Origin of the sequence: Rhizobium cauense, assembly GCF_019511525.1 — a bacterium.
Classification (GTDB): Bacteria; Pseudomonadota; Alphaproteobacteria; order Rhizobiales; family Rhizobiaceae; genus Rhizobium; species Rhizobium cauense.
Genome location: NZ_JAEUAT010000100.1, coordinates 1 through 255 on the forward strand (window position 1 = coordinate 1; position 255 = coordinate 255).

Annotated in this window: 1 protein-coding gene; it reads left to right on the plus strand. The window is 62.7% G+C overall.

Annotation, left to right across the window (positions count from 1 at the left end; genetic code table 11):
• Positions 1-255, plus strand: a 255-nt coding sequence (locus JNB88_RS33330; RefSeq protein ID WP_476705539.1) for a phosphoketolase family protein, incomplete at both ends; no start/stop codon positions are given.

The following is a 255-nucleotide window of genomic DNA, read 5'->3' on the forward strand; positions in this document are numbered from 1 at the left end:
AAGATCGCCAATCCATGCTTCCTCGCTCGCATTCCGGAGCACGAACTGCGCAAGTTCTTCGAGGGGATGGGATATGCGCCGCTCTTCGTCGAAGGGCATGAGCCTGACAAGGTGCAGCAGCAGCTGGGGGCGGCCATGGATACCGCCGTCACGGAGATCAAGCGGATCTGGGTGGAGGCTCGCGAGAAGGGCAATCTGACGCGCCCGGCATGGCCGATGATTGTCTTCCGCACACCGAAGGGCTGGACCTGCCCG